Annotated in this window: 15 protein-coding genes; 7 read left to right on the top strand and 8 right to left on the bottom strand. The window is 45.9% G+C overall.

The features are described from left to right. The first annotated feature begins 6 nt into the window (after window positions 1-6). Window positions 7-1,041: a COG3650 family protein gene (locus tag HKI82_RS15710; protein ID WP_171138496.1), complete on the top strand. Its 1,035-nt coding sequence runs from the start codon at window positions 7-9 to the stop codon at window positions 1,039-1,041. Between the two features lie 8 nt (window positions 1,042-1,049). Then, window positions 1,050-1,667, top strand: a complete 618-nt coding sequence (locus HKI82_RS15705; protein WP_102941516.1) for a tRNA-uridine aminocarboxypropyltransferase — start codon at window positions 1,050-1,052, stop codon at window positions 1,665-1,667. 27 nt (window positions 1,668-1,694) lie between these two features. On the opposite strand, the gene HKI82_RS15700 is transcribed toward HKI82_RS15705, so the two are convergent. From HKI82_RS15700 to lptM, 7 genes are all read right to left on the bottom strand, one after another. Then, window positions 1,695-4,178 (bottom strand): bifunctional diguanylate cyclase/phosphodiesterase, encoded by a 2,484-nt coding sequence (locus HKI82_RS15700; protein WP_102941515.1) that lies wholly within the window; start codon window positions 4,176-4,178, stop codon window positions 1,695-1,697. A 102-nt stretch (window positions 4,179-4,280) separates the two neighbouring features. Further along, on the bottom strand, window positions 4,281-5,000 hold the full coding sequence (gene yigB, locus HKI82_RS15695) for a 5-amino-6-(5-phospho-D-ribitylamino)uracil phosphatase YigB (protein ID WP_171138495.1): 720 nt from the start codon (window positions 4,998-5,000) through the stop codon (window positions 4,281-4,283). A 3-nt stretch (window positions 5,001-5,003) separates the two neighbouring features. Continuing rightward, window positions 5,004-5,945 carry a tyrosine recombinase XerC gene (gene xerC / locus HKI82_RS15690; RefSeq protein ID WP_171138494.1) on the bottom strand — a complete coding sequence of 314 codons (942 nt, stop codon included), beginning with the start codon at window positions 5,943-5,945 and terminating at the stop codon, window positions 5,004-5,006. Next, window positions 5,914-6,666 (bottom strand): DUF484 family protein, encoded by a 753-nt coding sequence (locus tag HKI82_RS15685; protein ID WP_102941512.1) that lies wholly within the window; start codon window positions 6,664-6,666, stop codon window positions 5,914-5,916. Before HKI82_RS15685 ends, xerC begins: the two co-directional genes overlap by 32 nt. 75 nt (window positions 6,667-6,741) lie before the next feature. Next, window positions 6,742-7,572: a diaminopimelate epimerase gene (gene dapF, locus HKI82_RS15680; RefSeq protein WP_102941511.1), complete on the bottom strand. Its 831-nt coding sequence runs from the start codon at window positions 7,570-7,572 to the stop codon at window positions 6,742-6,744. Window positions 7,573-7,583: 11 nt separating this feature from the next. Further along, window positions 7,584-8,837 carry a diaminopimelate decarboxylase gene (gene lysA / locus HKI82_RS15675; protein WP_042487990.1) on the bottom strand — a complete coding sequence of 418 codons (1,254 nt, stop codon included), beginning with the start codon at window positions 8,835-8,837 and terminating at the stop codon, window positions 7,584-7,586. A 44-nt stretch (window positions 8,838-8,881) separates the two neighbouring features. Continuing rightward, window positions 8,882-8,998, bottom strand: coding sequence for an LPS translocon maturation chaperone LptM (gene lptM / locus HKI82_RS20705; protein WP_414628718.1), 117 nt, complete (start codon window positions 8,996-8,998; stop codon window positions 8,882-8,884). A 75-nt stretch (window positions 8,999-9,073) separates the two neighbouring features. Here lptM and cyaY point away from each other — a divergent pair, with 75 nt between their 5' ends. Next, entirely contained in the window at window positions 9,074-9,388 is a 315-nt protein-coding gene (gene cyaY / locus HKI82_RS15665; protein WP_042487987.1) for an iron donor protein CyaY, read from the top strand. Window positions 9,389-9,501: 113 nt separating this feature from the next. On the opposite strand, the gene HKI82_RS15660 is transcribed toward cyaY, so the two are convergent. Next, on the bottom strand, window positions 9,502-12,030 hold the full coding sequence (locus HKI82_RS15660; RefSeq protein WP_102941509.1) for a class I adenylate cyclase: 2,529 nt from the start codon (window positions 12,028-12,030) through the stop codon (window positions 9,502-9,504). Between the two features lie 378 nt (window positions 12,031-12,408). On the opposite strand from HKI82_RS15660, the gene hemC reads away from it, so the two are divergent. From hemC to HKI82_RS15640, 4 genes are read left to right on the top strand one after another with little or no spacing between them, the layout of a single operon-like run. Beyond that, a complete protein-coding gene (hemC, locus tag HKI82_RS15655) occupies window positions 12,409-13,347 on the top strand; it encodes a hydroxymethylbilane synthase (RefSeq protein ID WP_102954590.1) in 939 nt (312 codons plus the stop codon). Window positions 13,348-13,386: 39 nt separating this feature from the next. After that, entirely contained in the window at window positions 13,387-14,118 is a 732-nt protein-coding gene (locus HKI82_RS15650; protein ID WP_171138492.1) for a uroporphyrinogen-III synthase, read from the top strand. Window positions 14,119-14,136: 18 nt separating this feature from the next. Further along, window positions 14,137-15,441 carry a uroporphyrinogen-III C-methyltransferase gene (locus HKI82_RS15645; protein ID WP_171138491.1) on the top strand — a complete coding sequence of 435 codons (1,305 nt, stop codon included), beginning with the start codon at window positions 14,137-14,139 and terminating at the stop codon, window positions 15,439-15,441. After that, window positions 15,438-16,619 (top strand): heme biosynthesis protein HemY, encoded by a 1,182-nt coding sequence (locus HKI82_RS15640; RefSeq protein WP_102941506.1) that lies wholly within the window; start codon window positions 15,438-15,440, stop codon window positions 16,617-16,619. The genes HKI82_RS15645 and HKI82_RS15640 overlap by 4 nt, the downstream gene beginning before the upstream one ends. Window positions 16,620-16,644 lie beyond the last annotated feature (25 nt).

Raw genomic sequence — 16,644 nt, 5'->3', positions numbered from 1 at the left:
GCAACCATGAAGGTGCTGATTACCCCAATTGCCATTTTATCGGCTTGTCTTTTACAAGCTTGTTCAACAACGTCATCTGCGCCTGAGTCTATGCAAGATAACGTAAAAGCCACTTTAGATCAGCCTTCCAGCATCAAGCCTCAGACTTTCATCATGCGCGGAGAAGTTGTGGTTGGCAGTGACACACGAACGTTCACGCCTTGTGGCAGCAACCAGCAATTCCTGCTCGATATGCCAGCCTCTTTAGTGCAGCAAACCATGAAGCTTTCTCATTCACCTTATCAGGCGATGTACGGTGAACTGATTGGTCATTTAACACCACCGAGCAAAACCAGCTACAAAGGCGACTACAGTGCGAAATTTGTGGTAGAGAACATCAATATCATCAGTGCAGAAAACCCTAAGCGCTGCCAACGACCAAATTCTCCCACTACCGCATTCGGTACTGAACCAAACTGGAACATTAAGCTGGGTAAAGACAAATTAACTTTCCAGCCGATGGGTGAAGAACCACAGGTCACCACGTTAAAAGGCAGTGAAATTTCACCGGCCACACGCCATTACCAGTTCAAAGGCGGTCAACTTACTCTTGTACGTCAAACCTGTTCTGATGGCATGAGCGACAGTTTATACGGTTGGTCTTCAAACCTTACCTTGGCCAATCGCAGCTACAAAGGTTGTGCGACGCTAGGCAACAGTGATCCGACACTATCATGGACAGGAGAGTACTTCGCCAGCTCGACAAAAAACACCGACTTTAGTGTCACCCTCACGCTGAGCAACGACCACACAGCAACCACTGAATACACTTATAGCAATGGCGATCCCGCTATTGTTGAAAAAGGCTATTGGCAACAACTGAATCCAACACAAGTACAAGTGGTGATGACTCACCACCAGCAGCAATACTTGGTATCCGAGCGAATTTTCACCAAGCAAGATAAACAGCTTATTGCCGAAAAAGAACGAGTGGGCAACATCGTCTATCCGATTGCGAACGGTGGCTTAGTTCTGTTTTCTGCCAAAGGCACAACCGAGTAATTGAAAATATGTCGTTAGATTCAGTGTCTCAAGCTTCAAACTGTGCGTGCCCCAAATGCGGATTGCGTTTGCAATGCGTCTGCCAAAACATCCCGACATTGGACAGCGACATGCCGTTGTCACTGCTGATGCATGAAAATGAGTATCTGCGGGAAACCAACACAGGAAAATGGCTGCTTGAAGCTCTGCCTTTGTGCCAAGAGTTCAAATGGAGCCGAGTGGAAGAAAACCGATCGCTGGTTGCAAGAATTAGCAACAGTGAATACCTCTCTTTTCTGGTGTACCCCTGTGAAGAGAGCATTCCTTTATATGTGGCGTTAGAAACCGCCAAACAACACGGTAAGAACGCGCATTTTATTGTTCTTGACGGAACCTGGCAGGAAGCGAAGAAAATGGAGCGAAAAAGCCCGTGGCTGGATGATGTTCCAAGAGTCCACCTTACCCCTAGTCAGGTATCAAACTACCAGCTGAGGCGTAATCAAAGCGACGGACACCTGTGCACACTAGAGGTTGCCAGCGAGATTCTTGCGATAAACGGAAACCTTAGTGATGCAGAAAAACTCAATCATTTCCTCGCTCATTTCAGCAAGGTTTATCAGGCGGATAAAAGCGGACATATCTATTAGTGTCCGCTTGCTTGCAAGGCGATAAAACTAGATTAGGCGGCTTGGTTGACCAAGATAGAAGCCTTGCAGGTAATCAATGCCCATATCCTCACTGATACGGCAAACCTCTTCATTGTGGACGAACTCGGCAACCGTTTTTGCATCCAGTACCTGACATAGCCTGACAAGCTGTTGGGCAATCTTGCGTTGCTTGACGTCTTTATCGATATTACGAATCAGACTACCGTCGAGCTTAATTATTTGAGGTTCTAACTTCACAATCTCGTCAATATTGGAATAACCGCATCCAAAGTCGTCGACAATGATTGAAGCCCCCAGAGACCGGAAATGATTACACACTTCAATCATGTGCCCGTAGTCTTTGATTTGCTCCGTTTCTAAGACTTCCAGACCGACTCTGGTTGGGTCAGCCAATTTCTGGATTGCGTCTTCTAAATGACGAAGCGTTTTGTCACTCATAAAATCTTGTGGCGACAAGTTGATAGAAAACGACTCGCTGCGAGAGTGCATTAACTCAAAAGTTCGAGATATCATTTGGCGACTTAAGCGCGAGTATAGATGCGTCCCTTCGACAATAGGTAGAAAGCGCCCCGGCAGTATGATTTCACCATCATCTTCGATACGAACCAAACATTCATAAGACGACAGTTCATGGGTGTTCGCTTTCACTATCGGCTGAGCAAAAACCTGAACATTATTGCCAAGCACGGCTCTGCTGACACATGATAGCCAGCTTAATTGCTCCTGCCTTACCTGCTCTCGGGTAAGTAAATCACTGGCGCAATAAAAATGTCGGTTCTGATTTTGCGCAAAGCGGCGCGCTTCAATAGATCGCAACAGCAAATCATCTTTACCTGCATCGGGGAAATCCCTTCGACTGACAAAACCAGCGCAGAGTGAGACCGATAAGTAATCCACCTCAGGCAAACCATAAGGTTCAAAGTTGAAGTATTCTAGCTGCTCAACAAAGGCCGAAAATTGCTGGTGGATGTAGTCGCTACCATAATCACTGCGAAACACACACGCCCACTCACCTACGCCAATCGCATATAATGTGCTGCGCCCCGCCAGCATTTGATTTATATATTGCTGAAAATGGTCGCTCAAATCTTGCAGAAGTTGGTCACCTACTTGATAACCGTATTTTTCGTTAATACGGCTAAAGTTGGTTAATTTCAGGGTGATCAGGTGATCGTCCTTACCCATTAATGACAAACGTTCACGCAGAGCTTCTCGGTTTGGTAAACCAGTACGCCTATCAACACGATAACTGGAAGTGAGCAGTGACGCCTGAGTCTGAATCTTCTGCTCAAGGTTCTGATTCATTCTGTCGACATCGGCCAGCGCGTTACGTATTAAGCAGAATAACGGAGCAATAACATTGTGCCCTTGGGCTTCTTCAGATGAGTTGTCTTCAATACTCTCTGCTTCACCTTCGCGTAACGCCAGATAGGTCATGCTGTGATGCAGCACTTGCTGATGTTCACCAGTACGAGTCAATTCACCCGCACAGTAAGTCCCGTAAGAATTAGCCACTCGTTGCAATGGAAGCAACTCCGTGTTTTCCTCCATAAATTGCAGACGAGACAAACAGTTATAGACAAAAATCTGCTCTGGCTGAAATTTCGATAAACGTTCGGCCCCAAGCTGAACCTGACCAAGAGTTAATGAAGGGTGATCGAAGCAAAATCGAACTTCATCGCCGATTTGCAACTCACGATTAAGTAAGATGCCATCTTCCGTAAGACTTAATGGCAAATAGACATCTTGCTGCTTACTGTCACCTTTAATCAGCGGAAAATGTTGCAGTAACTCGACTGGGACAGATTTAGAATCACCCAAATAACGATCATAAATCGCATGAACAGGTTCACCATCGAGACACTGCAAATTCCGCTCTGAGGATTTCGTTACCCTAAACGGGCGTCCAATAGGGTTCCATTCCGTATAACTGTCGGCCGTGATATACAGAGATTCACCGTGAAGTGCACAAGCAACCAACGAGTTTTCATAACACTTATTACCTAATAGCACCCAACGACCATTGTCTGTTGGGCAAGACGCACCACCAAAAATAGGCACGCTTGAAAACTGACTGAACTGGGTGATTCTCTCACGTCGAGTGAACTCCATTCGGTCAGTAAAACAAATGATCGCTTTGCTATCAGCCTTGAGTTTGAGTCTTTGTGCAAGCTTGCTGCAGTCCACAAGCAACTGATCGGTATAGTTCACCACGGTCGAACTCAGCGTCACATTCTGAAACTGAGTAAAAATAAGCAAAGTGGCGTTTTGATGAATTGAACCTTGGTGAATCACATATGATGAGCTCATACCAATAATATGAGCGTTTGGATAGACACCCATGAGTTGGTTAGCAATTTCAACAACTTCGTTCTGCGGCTGATTTGAAAATAACTGAATAAGTGTTATGCCATCATTGTTAACAGCATTTTCATCAATAACATTCTTTACAGATTGCTCAGAAGTGATTAGTAGCGATGACGTGAACATGAACGTTGGCTAACCCGACTAAAGGTGAAAGGTTCATATCAATACGTTATGAATCTTTTGTTATTATTGTTAATAATTATACCGCATGAACGCATAGGTATGTCATCTAATGAATTGTGATAATTGCTCTATTTGATTAATTTCGAGATCTGGCAGGATTTTAGCTTTACGCGTTGCAAGCAATGTGAGACCTCGATCATTATACCAACACGCTTGAAAACCGTGCTTCTTCGCCCCCATCACATCTTTTACTGGATGATCTCCGACATGCAAGATCGATTGCGCGGGCAAGCCTAAAAATTCCTGCGCACGTAAAAACATATCCGGATACGGTTTTGCATGTCCGTCAGGACCGGCTCTTAATATCAGTTGAAAATACTGGGCTAAACCGATTTTCTCTGGATCGACATTACCATTAGTAATCGCCACCAACGGAATTTTTGCAGCAAGCTCAGCAAGAACTTTGTGTGTCTCATCAGGCACATCCACTAAGTTTCGCAGCCGATGAACTTCCAGCATCGCATCGGTAGCCGCAATACGCGCATCGGTTTCCGAATAACCTAACAGCATCAAGCCTTGACGAATTTGTTCAAAACGCCACAAGCTCACATCATGCGGCAACCAAGGGTCATCCTTAGCTAATTTTGCTTTTAATGCTTTCCACCATACTAATGGTTTGCTTGCCGTCACTGGGTGATGCTGAAACAACCAAAGAGCCACTTGCTCTTCAACATGATGAATGACTGGACGGTTGTCATAAAGGGTATCATCCAGATCAAATGTCATCGCCTGAATGGGTGAAAGGCTGCGATAAATTTGCATCACTCACTCCTTATCTTTGTTTTGCTTACGCTTATGAGCTCTTGGATGGGCTTGGTCGTAAACCTGAGCTAAATGTTGGAAATCCAAGTGAGTGTAGATTTGGGTTGTCGAGATATTCTCGTGCCCCAGCAACTCTTGTACTGCCCTAAGGTTATTACTTGATTCCAGTACATGTGTGGCAAACGAGTGACGCAATTTGTGAGGGCTAATATGACTAGGAACCGCTTGCTTCTGCCCCCACTCTGCCATGCGTTTTTGCACACTTCGGTGAGAGATTCGATTACCCAGCTTAGAGACAAATAAACCGTCTTCATCTGCATTTGCTAGCTGCCCACGAATTTTCAACCAGTTGTTCAGCCACTCTTTCGCCATTCCAGAAAAAGGAGCGACACGTTCTTTGTTCCCTTTACCGACCACACGTATTTCACCAGCGCTGAAGTTAACGTCTTTGACATTAATAGATACCAGCTCAGCCAAACGCAAACCAGCACCATACATCAGCTCCATGATGGCACGATCACGAATCGACAGAGGGTCATCTTCATTCACTTCGAGCAGTTGCGCCATCTCGTCTACATCAAGGTTCTTCGGCAAAGGACGCTTTTTCCTTGGCGCAGACACCCCTTTAGCGGGGTTAGCATTCATTTCGCCACGCAATATCAGAAAATCAAAGAAGCTACGTAGTGAAGAAAGACGAGTGGCGATGCTGCTCTCTTTCATTCCCGAGCGCATACCTTTACTGGCAAGCTGACGAACCCAACCGGGATCGACGTTTACCCAACCGTCAACACCGACAGACATGAGATACAGACCCATGCTCTCTAACTGCTGCTTATAATTTCGCTGGGTATAAAGGCTCAGCCCTTTCTCACTGCGTAAGTACTCGTAAAAGCGTTCTAGAGGCTCAGCAAAGTTAGTTGACAAATGAGGTGTTGATTCGCTCATGGGACTCCAGCTGCCAAGGTAAGGTGTCGATTAAATGAGAAACGACCAAAGCAAGATGGCGCAAGAACAGAGTATCCATAGACGGTTGGAAGTGACCACCATCTTCACTGGCAAACGCCAATATCCCTAGCGGATTACGTTTAATTAACGGCAGAATCACGTAAGAGCCCATTTCCGGCGCATATCGTTCTTCACCCGCCCGTTTTCCGCTAAAGACCTGCTCACCAAAAAGCTGCTCGCCAAAAAGTAAGTGGCGGTCAGCCTTTCTCAAGCGCCCAAGGTAAGCGCTCTTGCCATTAAAATGATTGGTCGAAAAACGGCTCCACTGCTCTTTGGATAAGCTGTACTTAGTGTCTTGATTGTTCAACAAACGCACATAACCAATCAGGTTCAATGTACGCGCCTTCTCTTCAATCATGGCACAGACGTCGGCAAAGCATTCACATTTTAATATCTGCTCTTGCAGATCCATGAATTCATGAAAAGTACGGTCATTGCTCGCAGCTAAAGACATCAGAGAAGTAATTTCTTCTTCTAAATCTTCAATTCGCTGACGCTGACGAGCCATTTGAACGTGAACTAAAGAAACCGAGCCAGACTGCTGGCTCGGTAAAGATAAGCTGTCCACCAACTCTTGGCGGTGCTTAAAAAAGTCTGGGTTGTCTTTTAGATACTCAGCAACCACTTCTGCTGTCAGAGCATCTGCTTCCAGTTGTGACAAAACGATGTATTCCTTAACAACAATGCATCCCTTTGCTTAGTAGCTTCGTTAAGGCAGCTACAAGGGACAATGAGATTAGCAGGAAACCTGACCGTCATAGACGTGAGTTGCAGGACCTGTCATGTATAACGGATAGCCTAAGCCTTTCCACTCGATTTCTAAGCTACCACCCGGTAGATGTACAACCACTTCGTCATCCAGTAAACCTTGCAGAATACCCACAGCAACTGCCGCACACGCGCCACTTCCGCACGCTTGAGTTTCACCGGCACCGCGCTCATAAACACGAAGTTTCACTTCATCACGGCTAACCACTTGCATGAAACCGGCATTGACTCGCTCAGGGAAACGCTCATGAGACTCCAGTAATGGACCCAATGTTTCCACTGCCGCTGTGTCAATATCATCAACAACGGTGACCACATGTGGGTTACCCATGCTGACCGCTCCACAAAACAGAGTCTGGTCTTCAACGCGCATGATGTAAGTCTTTTCCATCTGCTTGGCGCGGAAAGGAATTTTGCTTGGTTCGAACTCAGGTACGCCCATGTTTACAGTGATATCGTCGCCTTCACCAACATTGAGGATCATCTTGCCCTTTTTGGTGCTGACACTGATGCTGTACTTATTGGTTAAACCTTTCATGCGCACAAAGCGAGCGAAGCAACGGGCACCGTTCCCACACTGTTCTACTTCACTGCCATCAGCATTAAAAATGCGGTAGTGAAAATCCGTTTCCGGATCATAAGGGGCTTCAACCACTAACAGTTGGTCAAACCCCACACCAGTATGACGATCCGCCAAACGGCGGATCAAGTCTGGTGAAAAATAGGTGTTCTGAGTAATGCAATCCACAACCATGAAGTCATTACCCAAACCATGCATTTTAGAAAAGTGGAAGTGCATAATAGGTCACTTTACTCCGGCAAAATATTTTCTAGAGCCCATAGGCTACTTAATTCTTCACGCTTACGCACAAGGTGAACCTTATCGCCATCAACCATCACTTCCGCCGCTCGGGCACGAGTATTGTAGTTTGATGACATGGTAAAGCCATAAGCACCCGCAGAACGCACTGCCAGAAGATCACCCGCTTCCAATACCAAAGAACGGTCTTTACCTAGGAAGTCGCCAGTTTCACAAACTGGGCCAACTAAATCGTAAGTTGTTGGCTCACCTTCACGAGGAACCAGCGGAATGATGTCTTGCCAAGCTTGGTAAAGCGCAGGACGAATCAAATCGTTCATTGCCGCATCAATAATAGCGAAGTTCTTGTGCTCAGTGTGTTTCAGGAATTCGACTTTGGTTAACAACACACCCGCGTTAGCCGCAATCGCACGTCCCGGCTCAAAAATCAGCTCAAGGTCTTGATGATTCTGCAAACGAGCAAGCAGTGCTTTCGCATAGTCAGAAGGCTGCGGAGGCAGTTCATCGCGATAGATAACACCTAAGCCACCACCCACATCAAGGTGCTTAATCTTGATGCCAGAAGCGGTTAATTCATCAATTAACGCCAGCAGACGATCTGTTGCATCAATGAAAGGTTCAATCGCAGTAAGCTGAGAACCGATGTGACAGTCAATACCGCATACCGATAGATTCTCTAAGCTTTGAGCCAGACGGTAAGCGTGTGGTGCGCGGTCAAAAGCGATACCAAATTTGTTATCGCGCAAACCTGTCGAAATGTAAGGGTGAGTTTTGGCATCCACATCAGGGTTAATACGCAGTGAAATCGGCGCTTTCACACCAAGCTCACCCGCAACTTTGTTCAAGCGCTCTAGCTCTGGCTCAGACTCTACGTTGAAGCATTTAATCTTCAGCTCCAAAGCGCGTTTCATCTCAGCTTCGGTTTTACCCACGCCCGAGAACACCACTTTAGCCGGATCACCACCAGCAGCGATAACACGTTCAAGTTCACCGCCTGAAACGATATCGAAGCCAGAACCCAAACGAGCTAATGTATTTAATACGCCGATGTTTGAGTTTGCTTTCACCGCATAACACACAAGGTGCGGATGATCTGCCACAGATTTATCAAACGCATGCCAGTGACGTTCTAATGTTGCGCGAGAATACACGTATAAAGGAGTGCCAAACTGCTCTGCAAGTTGCGTTAAAGCGACGTTTTCCGCCCAAAGCTGGCCATCATCCTGATAATTGAAGTAATCCAAAATTCTTTCCCTTATTTTTTCATTCGTTATTTATTATTAGAGCGTTATTTGCTCTGCTCACTGTTTTGAGCGTCGTCTGGCATATAGAGTGGCCCTGTTTGCCCGCACCCTGCTAATGCAAGTGCAGACAAAAGAAATAGTGCTGTAATGGACTTTTTCATTTTGCATATCGTGATTATTGATTCAATGCCCCCTATAATCGCACCACAATCAGGAAAAGCAATAGGACAGATAGGATGAACGAGACTGAATTTCATCAACTGGTCGATAGCCAGATGCAAATCATCGAACAAGCCATTGATGATTCGGGTGCCGATATCGATTATGAAACGACGGGTAACGTGATGACGTTAGAGTTTGACGACCGCAGCCAAATCATAATCAACCGCCAAGAGCCGATGAAAGAGATCTGGCTGGCGTCTAAATCAGGCGGTTTCCACTTCCAGTGGCAAGACGAACAATGGATCTGCTCTAAAACGGGTGTTGAGCTTATCAGCATGGTTAAGCAAGAGTGTGAAAAACACGCTGGCGAAGAGATTGACTGGGAATAAAACCCTGCGCCTTACGTGAAATGTTCCCTCTTCAAACGGCAATGAGAAAAAAGAGCACCTAGGTGCTCTTTTTTACTTTGATTCGGATTGTGTTCATCTGACGATGACAACCGTTACCCGTTGACCGCTTTCGATGGTCGGGAATAAAGCGATGAGTCGTTACGATAAGGCACAACGTATGTTTCGCCTTCTACCGGATGAACAATCTGGTAATACTGAGGCAAATTGAAGTTGATCAGTTGAGAGGCCAATTCGTTATCATCACGAACTGATGTGTAGAATGAGTTCACGCTGGCGATCATCTCATCTTTCTCACCGTTAAACTGGTGATAAACTTCTACGCGGTTGTTTTCATCTAACACGTAAATATTGAAACCCTTCTCTGTATCTTCAAAGAAGAACTGCACCAAACCTTCGCTGGCAAAGCCATCAACCACATCAGGCAGTTGATAATCTTCATCACGGTCAAGCATCAACAACGGAGAGCCTTTCAGCTTGTTGGTTGAAATGCTGCGGTAGAAATCCACTGAGTTCTCGAGTTTTTGTACCGACACACCACGACGTTCAAAGAACAGACCGTACATCTGGTCGCCAATACGCAACGCTTTGAAGCGACGACGCTTCTCTTGCTCAACTGGTTTCAAACGTAAATCGATACATTCAGCCAATAGCTGATAAACCAGATTACGCATCACGCCACGTAAGTTCTTGCTGTAGCAGAACACATCCACCGATTCTGGAGGCAAAGCGTCTTGGTGCATTTTACCGAGTACCGTTTTCAGGGCATCCATCATGGCGGTTTCACCCTTGAAGTGCAGGGTACGCACTTCTTGCCATGAATTTCGGTACACCAAATCGACACTACCGACCAAACATTTCTGTTCTGCACCAAAGCTGAAAATATCCGCGTTCTTCAAGTCAACTTTCAAAGACTTACCGCTTAAATCCGCAGTAGGGTCATTTTCAAAGTTGATAAACATCGCCAACTGGCTAATTTCACACGGGCTCGCCAACGCTTGCATGGTTGGGCGGCGCTTACGTAGCGAGAAGGTATTCCGCAAATCACTCACCATCTGGTAGAACTTATCTATATCCAGATGAGCGCCACGAACCACAGAGTGCAAACGCGTCGATTCAGTGATCATGCCGTTAAAGAATGACCAAGCGACGAGCTTACTGAGGTATTCGTTGTGCTCTAGGTAAGGCTGACCAATGATGCGGTGCGCTTCGATTGGTTGCTTATAAAGGTACCAGCCTGCTTTGTTAGTTCGGCCTTTGCTCACCTCGATAAAGGTTAAGTCTGGCTCATGCAGGTCAGGAGAAATTTGTGGGTTTAGCAAGGTGACTTTGCCCGGCAGTACTTCAAATGCCGCGTATAATTTACGCGCCAATATCGAAATGTCTTGCGGACTAATTGCCGACGTAATGTCATTACGACGCGCAAACTGAATCAGGTTGCGATAGCTGAGCATCAAAGCGTCAAGCAGTGAGTGGTGAACCACTTTCACTTGCTCAACCTTCCAATGGCGACGGTTATCCAGCTCTTCAATAACAGAGCGAGACCATCCCCATTGTTGAGTTAATTCACCCAGAGCCTCACGACGCCACTCAACAGAACCGACACCCGGCTCACGAGACAGCTTTTCATGAGTTTTGAGATAGAAACAGCGGCGCACCAAGTCTAAGCGAGTATCGTCACCGATACGTTCCAGATAACGCGTCACTTTTTCCAGCATCAGATAGTATGAGTCCATACTATAGAGGTCAGGATCATGAGCAAAGAAACGACGCTTGCTGTCGACACTCAATAACTGAGTTTGTGGGTACTCCCACGAATATGCCTCTAGCAGTATCGCCTTCATTACCGATTTGTACGGTGAGTCGATACTCTTATACAGCTGCCATAAATTCGCACCAAAGTACTCTTCTGCAGGGATATGGTTAAGCTGACCGAAGTCGATCCATTCTGAGCAGTCGATATAGGATTTTGAACACAGCTGAGTGACATATTCGTCGTAGCACTCTTCCATCTCTGGCGGCACAATTTGCCACAAAAGACGCTTACCAGCTAAGCGTACTGCCGAGCGATAAAACTCATCCAGTAACAGCATATGTTGTGACGAGCCACAGTTTTCGCCCGTCATCTCTTCTGATTGTTTAGAGCGGAATCGTTGCTCATCCATCAAGAAGAAGTTTGCTTCTACACCTTGGCTCTTAGCCCAATCCGTGATCAATAAACACTTATTGGTTAAACGTTCACGCGCTTCACAACCCATCAACGAGCTAACACATACCCAAATATCCAAATCACTAGATGTGCTTTGACCAATAGACGATGTGCTGCCCATGGTATACAGACCCAAAATTTCCGGGTGTTCTGTCGTTTTCAAAGGTTGGTTTAGCGTTAATTCCGCATCACTAACAAACTGTTGCTGAACATCATTAAGTTCAAAACATTGAATGCCATGTGGAACTTCGTAACTGAAATAGCCTGGAATAAGCGGATGATTGTAGTGAAATAAAGCGGGGATCAGGTGGAATACTCGCTGACTTTGCAAATCCATAAGAGCCAGCGCACGCTGAATGCGTTGCCGGTTTAACTTGTCTAATCTCTGGATTAACGTCTGTGTGTAAGCCTGCAAGGTATGGTCCTTGGTTGAAACAAAAATGCGCACTTTGGTTGCATTTCACACTAAAGCGCCATTAAAACGTGATCAATTTAACACTTTAATCCGCACTGGTAAAGCGTTCTTGGCACTATGTCACACTAAAGTATTATTAAACAAGATGGCTTGAAAGCCCGTCAAATAAGCATTGTAACTATCCACCGTAAGTAAATAATAAAATCGTCAACATAGAGTGTCACACGTCACACTTACTCCTCCTTTTTTCGTAAAAAAACACCACAAGCACAAGACAAAGAACTAGTAGTGAAACTTTATTTTTTCCAGTGGTAGACTAGGAACCTGTAAATCTTCTAGGTCAATTGCCTTCAAACTAATATTTTTATCAGGATTACCATGACACAGACAACACCTATTCGAATCGCTACTCGTCAAAGCCCACTGGCTTTATGGCAGGCTCACTATGTAAAAGATGCTCTACAAGCTGCCCATCCGGGTCTCGAAGTTGAATTGGTAACCATGGTAACGAAAGGCGACATCATTCTAGACACACCACTAGCAAAAGTGGGTGGCAAAGGTCTATTCGTTAAAGAACTGGAAGTTGCCATGTTGGAAGGTCGCGCAGATTTAGCGGTGCATTCAATGAAAGATGTGCCTGTCGAGTTTCCTGAAGGCCTTGGCTTAGTCACTATCTGTGAACGAGAAGATCCTCGCGACGCTTTTGTGTCAAACACTTACGCTTCTATCGATGAATTACCACAAGGTGCTGTAATTGGTACGTGTAGCTTACGTCGTCAATGCCAGCTAAAAGAAGCTCGCCCTGATTTAATCATCAAAGAGCTTCGTGGCAACGTCGGAACACGCTTAGGTAAGCTAGATGCCGGTGAATACGATGCGATCATTCTTGCAGCCGCAGGTTTAAAACGCCTTGAGCTAGAAGAGAGAATCCGCAGCTTTATTGAACCAGAGCAATCACTTCCAGCCGTTGGGCAAGGCGCGGTAGGTATTGAGTGTCGCCTAGATGATGAACGTCTGCTAAAACTGCTGGCACCGCTTAACCACGTTGATACAGCTGACCGCGTGAAATGTGAGCGCGCAATGAACCTGACATTGGAAGGTGGCTGTCAGGTGCCTATCGGCAGCTATGCACTTCTCGACGGAGATGAACTTTGGTTGCGCGCTTTAGTCGGTGAGCCAGATGGCACAACCATAGTACGCGGTGAAATCAGGGGCGCTCGCCAAGATGCCGAAAGTTTAGGTATCGAACTTGCTCACCAACTTCTCGATCAAGGTGCCAAAGAGATCCTCACTAAGCTTTACGCTGAACACGAATAAACTCTGACAGCTGAATAATAGATGGTGGCTAAGTAACTGATGGCGGTACTGGTAACGCGCCCCGAAGCGCAAGGCATAGAGTTGTGCCAACAACTCGAAAATGTGGGCCTCACCGCCCTATACCACCCTCTGATGACTATCGAGGCAGGTACCGATCTGCCTCACCTTCTTCCCGATATCAAGCAATGTGATACCATCATTGCGGTCAGCCAGCACGCTGTTGATTTTAGTGACCAATATTTGAGACAACAGCAATCAAATTGGGCAACATCAACAAGATACCTTGCCGTTGGTCAAAAAACAGCACACCTTTTAAGCAAAGTCACCGGACAATCAGTAAACTACCCTCACGTCAGTGATAGTGAGCATCTTCTTGAACTGGCAGAACTACAATCAGTCTCTGGGCAGAAAATTATTATTTTGCGCGGAAACGGCGGACGTGAACTGATACAAGAAACACTGAGTGAACGAGGCGCTTTGGTGGCCTACAAAGAAGTGTATCAACGTAAAGATTTGCCTTTTGACGCCAGAGCTTATTGCAAGCAATGGCAACAGCAAAACGTTGATACCCTAATTATTACCAGCGGTCATCAACTGGCTTTTTTTATGTCTCAACTAGATAACCCTGCAATGGCGTCGTGGGCTCATCAGTTGAAGCTATTGGTACCAAGCGAACGTATCGCCAATGATGCAAGAACAATGGGATTTGAACACATCGTTGTTACTCGCAGTGCAGCGAACCAAGATTTAGTGGCCGCTCTCCAGCCATAACAAACAGGACTCTCAGCAATGACAAGTAAAAAAGATAATCCGCAATCAGAACCGGAAAAAAACCAAGAAACACTTTCTACTGCTGCTCCAACAGAGACTTCGTCTGACTCAACTTCGTCAGACTCTACTTCGTCAGACTCTACTTCGTCAAATACGGACTCAAAAGAAGCACCATCAAAAGCGGAAACCGCACCAACTCAAGAAGCTTCTCCAGAGATCAAACCAACAGAGCCTAAGCCAGCAAAAGACAACATAAAATCTAATGCTGAGCAAATGAACAAGTTAGAAAAGCAAAGCAAGAAAGGAACAAAACTGGCAACCGTTGCCATTGTGCTTGCCGCGCTGCTAGGCGGTGGTCTTGCAATTCAGATGCAGCAGAAACAAACGCAGTACGAAGCACAAATTGCCGCACTGCGTGCCGAGTTAAATCAAACTCGCAGCGCTGTTGATACTCAGCTTGCAGAAGTGACCCAACAAGCGGAAGCCAAAGCCACTGAAGTTACTCATCGCGCAGAAACTGTGCTTGAACAACAGCAAAAAAGCATTCAAAGCTTGCAGCTAGCCATGGCTGACGTCAAAGGCCGTCGTCCGAATGATTGGCTACTGGCAGAAGCAGATTACTTAGTAAAACTTGCCGGACGTAAGCTGTTCCTTGAGCACGATGTGGAAAGTGCAACCCAGTTGATGGAAAGTGCCGATCAGCGTATTGCTTCACTGAATGACCCAAGTTTAACGCCACTGCGTAAAGCAATGGCGAATGACATTACCAAACTAAAATCCGTTCCTCTGATTGATCGTGATGGTCTGGTTCTTCGTCTGATTAGCCTGCAACAACAAGTCGATGCCTTACCTCTGGCAAACGCGATCTTGCCTGACGCACCACAAGAGACACAACAAGTCGTCTCTGATGACATCAATAACTGGCAAGACAACTTGATGACCTCACTGAAAGACTTCGCAGAAAACTTCATCACTTTCCGCACCCGTGATGGCAATGTGATTCCACTACTCTCTCCTGAGCAACATTTCTATCTTAAAGAGAACGTGAAGGCGAAGCTGGAAACCGCAATTAAGTCTGTTTATGTGGAACAGCAAGAGATCTACACCACTTCACTAAAAACGGCTCAAGAGTGGTCAACATCATTCTTTAATCAAAATGACAATACCGTACAAACCTTCCAATCGACACTGGCGAAACTGGCTGAACAAAAGGTTCAGGTTGATTACCCGGTAAAACTGGAAACGCAAAAACAGTTGTCTGATGTGATTAGTGAGCGCTTACGCCGCGAAGTGACTTCGGTGATTAAGGAGGACAAAGAATGATTCGTTTAATCTTTCTTTTCGTTGTCCTTGGTGCGGGGCTGTTTGTCGGCACTCAATACGCAGGGCAGCAAGGTTATGTTCTCATCTCAATAGCCAATAAAACCATTGAGATGAGCGTTACGACTCTGGTTATCTTTGTTATCGGCGCTTTGGCTGCGCTGTTCGCGCTTGAGTTTATTGTGAAGAAATTCTTCTACATGAGCTTCACAACCTGGAACTGGTTCAGTATCCGTAAGCAGCGCCGCTCTCGTCGTTATACCAACCAAGGTATCATCAAGTTACTCGAAGGTGACTGGAAGCAGGCAGAGAAAAAAGTAACACGCTGGGCAAGCCACCACGATATGCCTCTACTCTGTTATCTTGTCGCTTCTGAAGCGGCAAACGGCATGGGTGACCGTGAAAAGCGCGACCGATACCTAGAAATGGCTGCGAAACAAGAAAATGCGACCTTAGCCGTCGAGCTGACCAGAGCGAAGCAACAAATCAGCGATGGTGATTACGACAAAGCAACGCAAACACTGACGACGTTGCAACATCAGCATCCTAATAACACCATTATCTTGAACTTGTTGAAGCAAGCTTACCTTCAGCAAAAAGAGTGGGCTCCTCTGCTCGAACTTCTGCCCAAACTAGTGAAAGCGAAACGCCTAACAGAACAAGAAGCAGAAAAACTTACATTAACGGCTCAGTGCGGCGCTCTAGAATCGATTGCCAGCCAGAAAGGCACAGAAGGCCTGCTTGCACACTGGAACGGTTTAACGCGAAAACTAAAAGCAGAACCAGCACTAGTTAATGCCTTGATTCAACAACTGATTAAACGCAAAGCTGACAATGAAGCATTCACCTTAATCAAAGAGAATCTGAAGAAGCAAGCAACGCCTGAGCTTTATGCTTTGATCCCAGAACTCAATATTAGTGACCGCTATCCTGCGATTGTTATGTTGAAAGATGCGGTGAAGAAAAACGACAGCAATGCGGAAGCTCATAGTGCTCTAGGACAACTCTATTTCCGCGAACAAGAATGGAAACTGGCACAGGAACATCTGGAAAAAGCCTTATCGCTACGTTCTAGTGTTTCCGATTACGCTTATTTAGCTGATGCTTTGCAACAGCAGAACATGACTCATGCTGCTCACGATGTTACTCGTAAAGCGCTAAGCCTGTTAGAAACAAACTAAACGTGTTCTAAAAAGCAAAAAGCCA

This window comes from Vibrio plantisponsor, assembly GCF_013041605.1.
GTDB classification, from domain to species: Bacteria; Pseudomonadota; Gammaproteobacteria; order Enterobacterales; family Vibrionaceae; genus Vibrio; species Vibrio plantisponsor.
This window is presented reverse-complemented; position numbering and strand designations above follow the sequence as displayed.

What these genes read in the sequence shown, in the direction of transcription:
- HKI82_RS15700 (WP_102941515.1), bottom strand. Translation starts at nt 4,178, where the DNA reads ATGTTCACGTCATCGCTACTAATCACTTCTGAGCAATCTGTAAAGAAT.
- HKI82_RS15650 (WP_171138492.1), top strand. Translation starts at nt 13,387, where the DNA reads ATGGCGGTACTGGTAACGCGCCCCGAAGCGCAAGGCATAGAGTTGTGC.
- yigB (WP_171138495.1), bottom strand. Translation starts at nt 5,000, where the DNA reads ATGCAAATTTATCGCAGCCTTTCACCCATTCAGGCGATGACATTTGAT.
- hemC (WP_102954590.1), top strand. Translation starts at nt 12,409, where the DNA reads ATGACACAGACAACACCTATTCGAATCGCTACTCGTCAAAGCCCACTG.
- dapF (WP_102941511.1), bottom strand. Translation starts at nt 7,572, where the DNA reads ATGCACTTCCACTTTTCTAAAATGCATGGTTTGGGTAATGACTTCATG.
- HKI82_RS15645 (WP_171138491.1), top strand. Translation starts at nt 14,137, where the DNA reads ATGACAAGTAAAAAAGATAATCCGCAATCAGAACCGGAAAAAAACCAA.
- HKI82_RS15640 (WP_102941506.1), top strand. Translation starts at nt 15,438, where the DNA reads ATGATTCGTTTAATCTTTCTTTTCGTTGTCCTTGGTGCGGGGCTGTTT.
- HKI82_RS15705 (WP_102941516.1), top strand. Translation starts at nt 1,050, where the DNA reads ATGTCGTTAGATTCAGTGTCTCAAGCTTCAAACTGTGCGTGCCCCAAA.
- cyaY (WP_042487987.1), top strand. Translation starts at nt 9,074, where the DNA reads ATGAACGAGACTGAATTTCATCAACTGGTCGATAGCCAGATGCAAATC.
- HKI82_RS15710 (WP_171138496.1), top strand. Translation starts at nt 7, where the DNA reads ATGAAGGTGCTGATTACCCCAATTGCCATTTTATCGGCTTGTCTTTTA.
- xerC (WP_171138494.1), bottom strand. Translation starts at nt 5,945, where the DNA reads ATGAGCGAATCAACACCTCATTTGTCAACTAACTTTGCTGAGCCTCTA.
- lptM (WP_414628718.1), bottom strand. Translation starts at nt 8,998, where the DNA reads ATGAAAAAGTCCATTACAGCACTATTTCTTTTGTCTGCACTTGCATTA.